Source organism: Nostoc sp. (assembly GCF_036916655.1).
GTDB lineage: Bacteria > Cyanobacteriota > Cyanobacteriia > Cyanobacteriales > Nostocaceae > Nostoc.
In genome coordinates, this window is record NZ_JBALFY010000060.1 from 1 (window position 1) to 10,485 (window position 10,485).

The 10,485-nt window shown below is 39.8% G+C and carries 8 protein-coding genes; 7 read left to right on the forward strand and 1 reads right to left on the reverse strand.

What is annotated here, in order from left to right; genetic code table 11:
- The first annotated feature begins 462 nt into the window (after window positions 1-462).
- From V7L31_RS14570 to V7L31_RS14585, 4 genes are read left to right on the forward strand one after another with little or no spacing between them, the layout of a single operon-like run.
- Entirely contained in the window at window positions 463-1,002 is a 540-nt protein-coding gene (locus tag V7L31_RS14570) for a TnsA endonuclease N-terminal domain-containing protein (RefSeq protein WP_334696886.1), read from the forward strand.
- Window positions 999-3,260 (forward strand): Mu transposase C-terminal domain-containing protein, encoded by a 2,262-nt coding sequence (locus V7L31_RS14575; protein ID WP_334696887.1) that lies wholly within the window; start codon window positions 999-1,001, stop codon window positions 3,258-3,260. Before V7L31_RS14570 ends, V7L31_RS14575 begins: the two co-directional genes overlap by 4 nt.
- Before the next feature lie 4 nt (window positions 3,261-3,264).
- Window positions 3,265-4,281, forward strand: coding sequence for a TniB family NTP-binding protein (locus tag V7L31_RS14580; RefSeq protein ID WP_334696888.1), 1,017 nt, complete (start codon window positions 3,265-3,267; stop codon window positions 4,279-4,281).
- Window positions 4,282-4,299: 18 nt separating this feature from the next.
- Window positions 4,300-5,112 (forward strand): TniQ family protein, encoded by an 813-nt coding sequence (locus V7L31_RS14585; protein WP_334696889.1) that lies wholly within the window; start codon window positions 4,300-4,302, stop codon window positions 5,110-5,112.
- A 376-nt stretch (window positions 5,113-5,488) separates the two neighbouring features.
- Here the strand turns inward: V7L31_RS14585 and V7L31_RS14590 are convergent, their stop codons facing one another.
- On the reverse strand, window positions 5,489-5,713 hold the full coding sequence (locus tag V7L31_RS14590) for a hypothetical protein (RefSeq protein WP_334696890.1): 225 nt from the start codon (window positions 5,711-5,713) through the stop codon (window positions 5,489-5,491).
- Between the two features lie 650 nt (window positions 5,714-6,363).
- On the opposite strand from V7L31_RS14590, the gene V7L31_RS14595 reads away from it, so the two are divergent.
- The 3 genes from V7L31_RS14595 to V7L31_RS14605 all read left to right on the forward strand — a co-directional run bounded on the left by V7L31_RS14595 (window position 6,364) and on the right by V7L31_RS14605 (window position 10,398).
- A complete protein-coding gene (locus V7L31_RS14595) occupies window positions 6,364-7,344 on the forward strand; it encodes an aldo/keto reductase family protein (protein WP_334696891.1) in 981 nt (326 codons plus the stop codon).
- 150 nt (window positions 7,345-7,494) lie between these two features.
- A complete protein-coding gene (locus V7L31_RS14600) occupies window positions 7,495-9,009 on the forward strand; it encodes an aldehyde dehydrogenase family protein (RefSeq protein ID WP_334696892.1) in 1,515 nt (504 codons plus the stop codon).
- Between the two features lie 426 nt (window positions 9,010-9,435).
- Entirely contained in the window at window positions 9,436-10,398 is a 963-nt protein-coding gene (locus V7L31_RS14605) for an alcohol dehydrogenase catalytic domain-containing protein (RefSeq protein ID WP_334696893.1), read from the forward strand.
- Window positions 10,399-10,485: the final 87 nt, after the last annotated feature.

Below are 10,485 nucleotides of genomic sequence, written 5' to 3' on the forward strand. Positions count from 1 at the left end.
GTTCACTACCTCTACTTTTGTAAGCATAAGATGAGCGACCTGTTTTGAAACCATAAAGTGAGCAAATTGCTCATCTTATGCTTTCAGTGACAACATCATGCTACAAGATGGTGAATACAAAATAAGAAACCCTTATCTTTTATCCGATATAAACTCCGATTAAAACTACTTTCCTTGATATACAACTGTCGGTTTGCAGACTAAATGAAATTTGTGCGGACTAAGTGAAATTTGTGCGGACTAAATGAAATTTTGTTGCAGACTAAGTGAAATGCGTTTCATATCGCATAATCTTTAAGAATACCGGACTTCAAGCCGCTCAAGTCTGGAAAGAGCAGGTTCAGCTTGGCTAACCCAGCTAGAAAAATAACTAACTCCAACAGCAAGAAAAACATTGGTCTGTTTTCCAGCCTGAAAATGCAGACAGGTATATGGTATGAGTCTCTAATTGAGAGGGATTATATGTACCTGCTGGAAACTGATCCAGATGTACTGTCGTACCATAGCCAGCCATTGAGCATCTTTTACACGTTTAATCACCGTCAACGACGGTATACTCCTGATTTTTTTGTTGAAGGCAGGCATAAAAAGTTACTTGTCGAGGTCAAACCAGCAAGCAAAGTAAATTCTGATAAAAATCTCAGCTTATTCCGAGCGATCGCGCCCATCTGTGAAGAGAAAGGTTGGGAATTCGTTGTAGTTACGGATGCAATGATTCGAGTTCAGCCGCAGTTAAATAATCTCAAACTGATTTACAAATATGCTGGTGAACCGTTAAGTATCAATAATACCCTAGACTGCTACCAGTATTTTCAAAGGCAGGTTTCAACATCAATAAAAACTGCTCTTTTAGATTTAGCACCTAAGCAAATTAGTATAAATATTTTGTTGAAATTAATTTTTCTAGGATTCCTGAAAACTGACTTAAAGCAACCTATTAGTTCAAATAGCCTAATCTATATAAATCAAAAAGCACTTTCTCTACTGGAGTTTTCTATATGAGTAGGGTAAAACTATTTATTGGGTTACACTTTTGGTTAAAAGGTCGAGGGTATACTATCAAACAAAGATTAACCGATGGGAGCTTTCAAATTTGTGATGTCGTAACAGAGAATGTATCCTGCATATCCCAAACTGATTTAATTCAGTTATTTTTCAAGGATGAATTGGAATTTGAAAATCTTCAAGCTATTACAAAAGCAAATAAAAAAAATTATTGTGGCGCAGATTTTACACAAATCCCCTTAGATTTAAAGCAGGAAGCCCTAAGAAGAGAACAATATATACTTGCTGTGTTAGAGAAAAATGATAGTAGGCGCACCAAAGAATTCCTCTGTCCAATCATAGAAGAAATATCTCAAAAAATTAATGATTCTCATCCGCCAAGTCACATTACACTTTATCGTTGGCTAAAAGGTTACGAGTATTCAGGAAAAGACATTCGCTCACTAGTACCAAATTATAGAGGTCGTGGAGATTATCGCTCAAAGTTACAAGCTGAAGTCAATGAAATAGTAGAAAAAGCTGTTAAAAAAATTTATCTAACTCCATTTAGAGCCACCGTGGATGCCGTTTATGATGAAGTGGTCGCTAGCCTTGAACAAGAAAACAAATTTCGAGAAGAAATTGGATTAGAAAAATTAAAAATTCCGCATCGGACAACCATTTATCGCTCTATTTATAAACTAGAACCCTATGAAAAAGTTAAGGCTAGATATGGTTCTAAAGTTGCAGATAAAATGTATACTGCAAGCCAAGAATCTCTGCGAGTAACTCGTCCTTTAGAAAGAGTAGAGATTGACCATACAAAACTACCATTTTTTGTAGTGGATGAGGAAACTCGATTACCAATAGGAACTCCTGCATTAACTTCTGCTATCGATAAATATTCAGGTGTAGTTGTTGGTTATTATCTAAGTTTTGAACCTTTTAGTTCATTGAGTGTGATGCAGTGTTTGCTCAATGCTATTCGTCCTAAAGATTATGTTAAACGTAAATTTCCTCAAGTAGAGCATCACTGGACTAGCTATGGATTAATGGAAACACTGGTAGTCGATAATGGTAAGGAATTTTATAGCGAACATTTTAAGGATGCTTGTAGCCAGCTTCAAATTCATATTCAATATACCCCACCTAAAATGCCTTGGTATAAGGCAGGGGTCGAAAGATTTTTTGGGATGTTAAATACCAAAATATTGGTAGGTCAACCTGGGCACTTCCTTTTAGAGTTTACACAGCAATATGATTATGATCCTAAAAAAAATGCTGTGGTTTCATTTGATGCCTTACAAGAAATGATTCATATATTTATCATTGATATTCATAATCAAGATGCTCATCCAGAATTTAAATGCCCCCGTTCTGAGGTTTGGGAAAAAGCATTATTAGAATATCCACCTGCATTACCACCTTCACATAAGGAATTAAGGGTTTTGCTCGGACGGATTGAGAAACGAGTTATTTCTATAAAAGGCATAGAGTTTGAGGGACTTTATTACAATAGTGCTGAACTTGTCCAGTTACGTGCTGATTTTGAAAAATCAGATAAAAAAAGCAGTTCGAGTAAGCGATTCAGAGCGAAAGCGACCATTAAAATTGACCCTCTCGATTTATCCAGTATCTATGTTTTTGACCCAACTTGTGACAATTTTATAGCCATACCTGCTGTATCTTATGCTTATACTCAAGGACTGTCTCTGTGGCAACACAAAGTGATTAAGAATTTGGCAGCAATTGAGTATAAAAAAGTAGATATTGTTGCCCTTGCTTTAGCTAAAAAGAAAATTCAAGAAATAGTAGAAAGAGAATGGCTATTAACTAAAAAAGGTAAAACTCGTTCGGCAATGGCTAGGTGGAAAGGTATAGGAAGAGAAGGATTTAACAGGGATAAACCGGAAAATCCTATAACACCAACAACATTAACTACTAGTATTAATCACCTGATAGAGGACGAATCTAATAATAGTTCAATGGCAGGCATATCTGACATTGGTAGTGCTTTTAATTTATCTGAATCCTCACAGATTAATGAGAAAGATACTGATAACTCATCCTTTGAAGTTGAGTTAAATCAAGAATTACATCTAAATTCAACTGACGTTAACTTAAAAATCCCAAAAAAGCGAAAACATACCCGAAAGCAACAATCTTTATCTCAAGTTGAGCAAACAGTTCCTATTAATGACAAAGCGGCTGATGAGTGGAAGCCAGATTTATCTGGGTGGGATATTAGTATAGGTTTACCAAATTCGGAGATATAAATCTATGTTAGATAAAAAGCATTTGCTAAAAATGACATTATCAGAGCGATTGTATCTTGCTAATAACATATATGTTATCTATCCTCGCATCAAAGAGATTTTATCAGCTATTGATTATTGCCATCGTTTTTCTAACTTAAAAGATGAGCCAGACTGTTTATTTTTGCAAGGAGAAACTGGAACTGGTAAAACTACTATTTTTAGAAGTTACATTCAAGAGTCTCCCAGATATGAAACAGCTACTGGTACAGTTGTTCCGATATTGTCTGTTACCATTCCTTCCCCAGCGACAGTCAAAAGTGTTGTAACTAAGCTTCTTTGGGAATTAGGAGACCCTGCTTATGATAAGGGTACAGTAGGAAGTCAGACTATTAGGCTAATAGGATTAATGAAAGATTGTGGTGTAGAACTTATTTTTTTAGATGAATTTCAACATTTTATTGACCGAGATTCAGCTAAGGTACTAAAAACTGTTTCTGACTGGTTAAAAAATTTAATTTTAGATGCTAAAGTTCCGATAATTTTAATTGGTTTACCAGAAAGTAATGCAGTTTTTAATTTTAACTCTCAGCTAAGTCGTAGGTTTACTAATAGATATACTCTCAGCCCTTTTGAATGGAAAGCGGATTCTGGTAAAGAATTTCGGACTTTTATACATGCAGTGGAATCACAACTTCCCTTGAGTGATGAATCTTGTTTAGCTAGTGAAGAAATGTCCTTGCGTTTTTACTACGCATCTGACGGTGTTGTTGCTTATGTGATGAAACTAATTCGTTATGGGACTTATTTAGCACTTAGTCAAGGGTTAGAGAAACTTGATTTAAATGTTTTAGCTACTGCATTTGACAAGTATGTAAAAGCAGATAAGCTGCACAAGTATAACCCTTTCCTTACTGATGAATATCTCTTATATGAAAAGCAAATTTCTTCCTTACAAGAATTTTCAACGTTAGAAGCTACTAATCGCAGAATTAAACCAAAAACTCGCTCAACAAAGGCATCTGACATTTTACATAAATAGGAGAAGGAGGGAGTTAGCTTGTACACTGATAACAAACTTTTACGCCGCCCTCATCCTTACGCTGATGAAAGTTTAGTTGGGTACATTGCCCGACTCGCTGATAGTAATTATTACTCTTCTCCCGATTATATTTTAAAAGTTTCTGGGTTAACAAAGACAGAAAGGTATGCCAATATCTTTTATCCTCAATTTGATAGTTTATGTTTGCTAAGTCATATTACTGGAGTGTCAGAAAAAACTCTTTGGTCGATGGCATTTAGTTCTGTGGCTCTTGGCAAGACTAAATTTTTCTATACAACTATTGTTCAAGCATTTGGAGAGAATATTCCAGTTAGGTTTCTTCGCAAACAAGGGCCAAGATTATGCCCTGTTTGTTTGCAGTTATCGCCTTATTATCGTCAAGTGTGGCATCTGCATAGTGTTACAGGATGTCCTTTCCATAAATGTTTTCTAATTGAAAAGTGTCCTAATTGTCATCAGTCTATTCAGTTTTTTAGAGCTAAATTACTCAAATGCAAGTGTGGATTTGATTTACGTAATTCTTCTATAACTACTATCAGTGCTGAACAGTTTGCTTTGTCCTACCAAATTTCTCTGCTCTGTCAAGTCCCTGAGATAGATTTAGTTAATTATACTGATGACATTCAGTATTTAGAAAATTTAAAAGCATCAGACGGAGATAATTTATCTGGTTATTATTATGATTTATTTGAAGGTTTAATAGCTAAAGATACGATAATTAGTGATTACGTATTTTTCCCTTTATTAGAACTGCATACATTGCTTGGTTGGGGCTTAACTCAAAATGACGCAAATCAAGATGTTATGTAATTGAGGAAAATTTCATTTAGTCTGCAAATTTCGGGGGAAAATTTCACTTAGTCTGCAAAAAAATTTCATTTAGTCTGCAACAAAAATTGCTCAAACCCTTATTCTTGCGTTGAAAAAATTTCACTTAGTCTGCAAACCCACATGCGATCGCAAAGAAGTGCATGTTGGCAACGGAATAGGAACTATTGCGCTGCCGATAAATTTTGTTTGTCTTTGGTATCGCTTTTGATGCGTAATCCAAGCGATAACCATTTACAGGGTGCTAACTTCCAGTTATAGTTAGCCGTAACTTATTATAGGCACAATGCAACTATAACTTTGACTTGGTGCAAAGATAGTTTACAAAAGTTGCTCAGGCGGTTGCCTTAGTTCCGGGTTAATTCGAGAAGCTATCCACGCGCAGATCCCGCCAGACATCAGAAACCTGCCAGCCGGAATTGCCCACCGATTGTACTGGAGGATTGTCAAGGAATGGAACATAGTCAGGAACTCTAGGCTCTGAAATCGCTACTGGTTTCTCCTCAACCTCAACCATAGGGGCAGTAGAATTGACAGTATTAGCTAGAAGTTGTTGGTCTTCAGCCTCCTCGATTAATTTCATTTGTCTCAGGTGAGCTTGTCGGATTTTTTGATGATTTTCTTAGCGTGTATCTCATTAGAAGTATTCATTGGCTGTTCTCTCGAAGGCATTGGCTTAAAATTTGTCTGAGTAAAATTGGGAGAAAATGAGTATTAATAATTGCACAGAATAAACACCTTACTGCAAAAGTATGGAAAATACCAGTTTCTTACTGAAGAATTTATTAATTGGATATAAATCTCTTTTTCGGGCAGATGCCTTAAAGCGATCGCAGTAGGATCATTGTCTAGAAGTCAAAATTATTTTGGGTTTTTGATATTTAAGCCAACAAATCAGTGGCTGACTTTAAGGTGTTGGGTGTTGGGAAGGAAGAAGATATTTTTCTATTTGATGCACTAAAATTCAATTTTTTTAAACAGACTCAGGCTATACCGTACCCCCAACAAGATAGCCCTGGCTAGGTTTGACATGAATCTTCGTGGCATTCGGATATAAAAAAGATTGCTCTTGTCACGAAATTTATAGTCGTAAAGCGATGGCGCAGAAATTGAGACTCTTCATTAGGTATATATAAACAGACCAAATATCTGCAATTTGAATGAGGAAAGCTGTGGTGGCTTGAGACAAAGTTTGTAAATACGCTAAAAATAGCTTTTCGGAGATCAATAAGCATGAAAACAACAGTGAAACGAGAAATACAAATGAAATACAGACAACTGGGAAACAGCGAGTTGAGCGTTTCTGAAATTAGTCTCGGTTCCTGGCTGACTTATGGGGGTGGTGTAGAGCAGCAAAATGCAGAGGCTTGCATACATAAAGCTTTTGAGGTTGGAATTAACTTTATTGACACTGCAAATGTTTACGCTCAGGGAGGGGCTGAATCATTTTTGGGAGAAGTATTGCTTGGTACTGAGCGCGAAAGTTATGTCTTAGCGACCAAAGTTTTCTTTCCCATGTCAGCCAATGAGCGAGGACTCTCAGCAGCCCAAATCAGAAAACAAATTGATGCTTCCTTAAAGCGACTGCGTACTGATTACGTTGACCTGTACCAATGCCATCGCTACGATCCAAATACGCCTTTAGAAGAAACCATGACGGCACTTACTGAGGTAGTGCGTCAGGGAAAAGCTCGTTACATCGGGTTTAGCGAATGGAGTCCGCAGCAGATCCAAGCAGCGCTGAATCTTGCTGATGTTGAACGCTTTGTTTCCAGCCAGCCCCAGTATTCCATACTCTGGCGCAAACCGGAAGCGCAGGTGTTTCCATTATGTGCAGCTAATGGCATCAGTCAAATTGTTTGGTCGCCGTTAGCTCAAGGTGTACTCACAGGTAAATACCAGCCAGGGCAAACTCCACCTCCAGATTCTCGTGCTGCTAACGAAAAGATGAATTCGTTTTTGATGGAAGAGTTATTTAACGAGCGCACACTAACAGCAGTACAGAAACTCAAACCCATTGCCCAAGACTTAGGGTTGAGTATGCCACAGTTAGCTCTGGCTTGGGTACTACGAGATGAGCGTGTGTCTTCAGCAATTATTGGTGCTAGCCGTCCAGAACAAATTGTTGATAACGCTGCTGCATCAGGAGTAGAGCTAGATGCGGATGTACTGGCAGCGATTGACCAAATATTGGCATCGGTTGTTCAAAGGTAAGGAAAGTAGCTAATTCTCGGTGTGAACCCAAAAGCTATTCGTTAATAAATTTATTCAAAAGTTGGGAAGTGAGCCACGACGATAAATTTAAAAGCGATCGCAGCTAGAACACAAGAGATTACCCCAACTGAAACTAATGAGGTTTTTTCAATGACAACTACAACACCCAACCGTACAACTAATTCAAATCCTAGTAATTCACCTGTCCCCTACACAGGATTTGATCGCCTGTTTATTGGGGGACGTTGGGTTACAGGCCGTTCCGAACACAAATTGCAACCCATCAACCCATACCGTCAAGACGTGATTATGGAAATCTTGGCGGCGGACAAACGTGATTTAGAAGATGCTTATCAAGAAGCACAGCGTAATCAAGTGGCATGGGCAGAGACATTGCCGAGTGAGCGATCGCTGATTATGCGTCGTGCAGCTGACATTATGGATGCTCGTCGCGAGGAGATAATTTCGTGGTCGATTCGGGAAGCAGGTAGCCCACGCAAGAAGGCAATCCTGGAATGGATTGCGGCGCGTGATGTCATGGAACAGGCTGTTTCGGCTCCTTATGGTGTTCTTGGGCGCATTCTCCCCTCTGATATTCCAGGTAAAGAAAGCCGAGTTTATCGCCGTCCAGTGGGTGTAGTAGGTGTAATCAGTCCGTGGGACTTTGCTCTCAATCTTACGAATCGCTCGGTCGCCCCCGCCCTTGCACTAGGCAACGCGGTAGTGCTGAAACCACCCTCGAATACTCCCGTCACAGGTGGTCTGATCTTTGCCAAGATATTCGAGGAAGCGGGACTTCCTCCCGGCGTGTTTAGCGTTGTGGCAGGGCCAGCCCGTGAGATTGGAGATGCATTTGTCAGCCATCCTATCCCACGTGTGATTACCTTTACTGGCTCGACAAAAGCAGGGCGGCATATTGGGGAACTGACAATGACTAGCCCCATGATGAAACGGGCTTCGCTTGAACTTGGGGGTAACAGTCCATTGGTGGTTTTAGACGATGCCGACCTGGAACTGGCGGTAAAGGCTGCTGTGTTTGGTAAGTTCTTAAACTCAGGTCAAATCTGCATGAGTATAAATCGGCTAATTGTCGATGAGCAGGTGCATGATGAGTTTGTTGATCGCTTTGTTGATCGCGTCCGCAATCTGAAGATGGGCGATCCGAACGAAGCAGATACTGACATCGGCCCGATCATTAATGAAGCTCAGTTGAATTCACACCTCAAGCATATTCAGAAGGCGCATGAAGAAGGTGCCCGTCAACTGCTCGGTGGCGACCCCGATGGGCTAATGCTTCCGCCACACGTTTTTGTCGATGTTAACAATCAGATGTCAGTGGCACGTGAGGAGATGTTCGGGCCTATCGCCTCCATCATTAAAGTTCGTGATGAGGCAGAAGCATTACAAGTGGCGAATGATACTGAATATGGCTTATCAAGTGCCGTATTTACCCGTGATGAAGGACGTGGGTTGCGTTTCGCACGCTCAATGCAAGCGGGGATGACACATATCAACGACCAGACAGTAAACGACCTAGCGAATGCTCCCTTTGGTGGCGAAAAAAATAGTGGCATAGGACGTTTTGGTGGTAATTGGGCGATTGAGGAGTTCACCACCGATCATTGGATTACTGTGCAGCAAACTCCGCGCACTTACCCCTTGTGATCAAGGACAAGTGTCCCTTTATATTTACTAATCCCAGGGCGGTTTCATACAAAGAAAAAATGTCAGATGCTACGCAGCTTAACCTGTAACTCTGGCTTAGCGGTGTAATTTTATTACGGCAAGAATTCATCAAAAACAATCTAATGGGAACAACGCAATTACACCGTTGCAGTCTACAATTTTTTATCTCCTTCTAGAGGACGATAAGAAACTATAGCAATATCGATACCATAATTTCTAAGTGCGTATGTCGTGTAGCCCAAAATAGGCTCAACTGTCTGCTGAATCTATCCATCAAAAAAATAATTTGGATACAAGATTTGTTGCTCTATTGCATAAATAGTTTCTCGTTTTTTGAGTTACCACAAAACACGAGCTACTCATTTTTGTTTGAAATGTAAACCTCATGAATTAGGAATAATTACCATGAAAGCAGTAGTTTTTCACAGAATCGGAGATATTCGATTAGATAACGTACCAGAACCAAAAATTAAAGAACCAACCGATGCCATTATTCGACTGACCTCTAGTGCAATTTGTGGCACAGATTTACACATGATTCGAGGAACATTTACAGGGATGAACCCCGGTACTATTCTCGGACATGAAGGGGTCGGTATTGTTGAAGAGATTGGTTCCAATGTGCGGAATTTAAAAGTGGGCGATCGCGTCGTCGTTCCCTCAACAATTGCCTGTGGCTACTGCTCTTACTGCCGTACTGGATATAATGCTCAATGCGATAACGCCAATCCTCACGGACATAACGCTGGGACAGCTTTCTTCGGAGGCCCAGAAGAAACAGGCCCCTTCGATGGATTGCAGGCGGAATATGCTCGAATCCCTTATGCCAATGCAGGGTTAGTAAAATTACCAAAAGAGGTTACAGACGACCAAGCAATTCTGTTGTCTGACATCTTCCCTACGGCATACTTTGGAGCCGATATTGCAGAGATCACACCAGGAGATACAGTTGCCATCTTCGGTTGTGGTCCCGTTGGGCAGTTTGCGATCGTTAGCGCCAGATTGTTCGGTGCAGGACGCATCATTGCAGTAGATACAATTCCCTCACGTTTAGAAATGGCGCGTGATTTGGGTGCAGAAATCATTGATTACAATGCCGAAGATCCAATTGAAGCAATCCGCGAACTAACTGGAGGAGTTGGTGTAGATAGAGCTATTGATGCAGTTGGCGTAGATGCGAATGCTCCTAACAGCGGCCCAGCAGCCAAAAAAGCACGACAATCAGCACAACAATTTCAACAGCAGTTACAACAAATTGCCCCTAAAACCAATCCTCAAAACGGAAATTGGCATCCGGGTAATGCTCCATCTCTTGTATTAGAGTGGGCAGTTCAAGCATTAGCTAAAGCTGGTACCCTCTCAGGGTAAACGCATCTAAATATTGATGAGCGTAGATAAAAGTAGAAAGCACCAGAAGCTAGACCCCATAGTACTTTTAGAAAGTTAAACATCAAT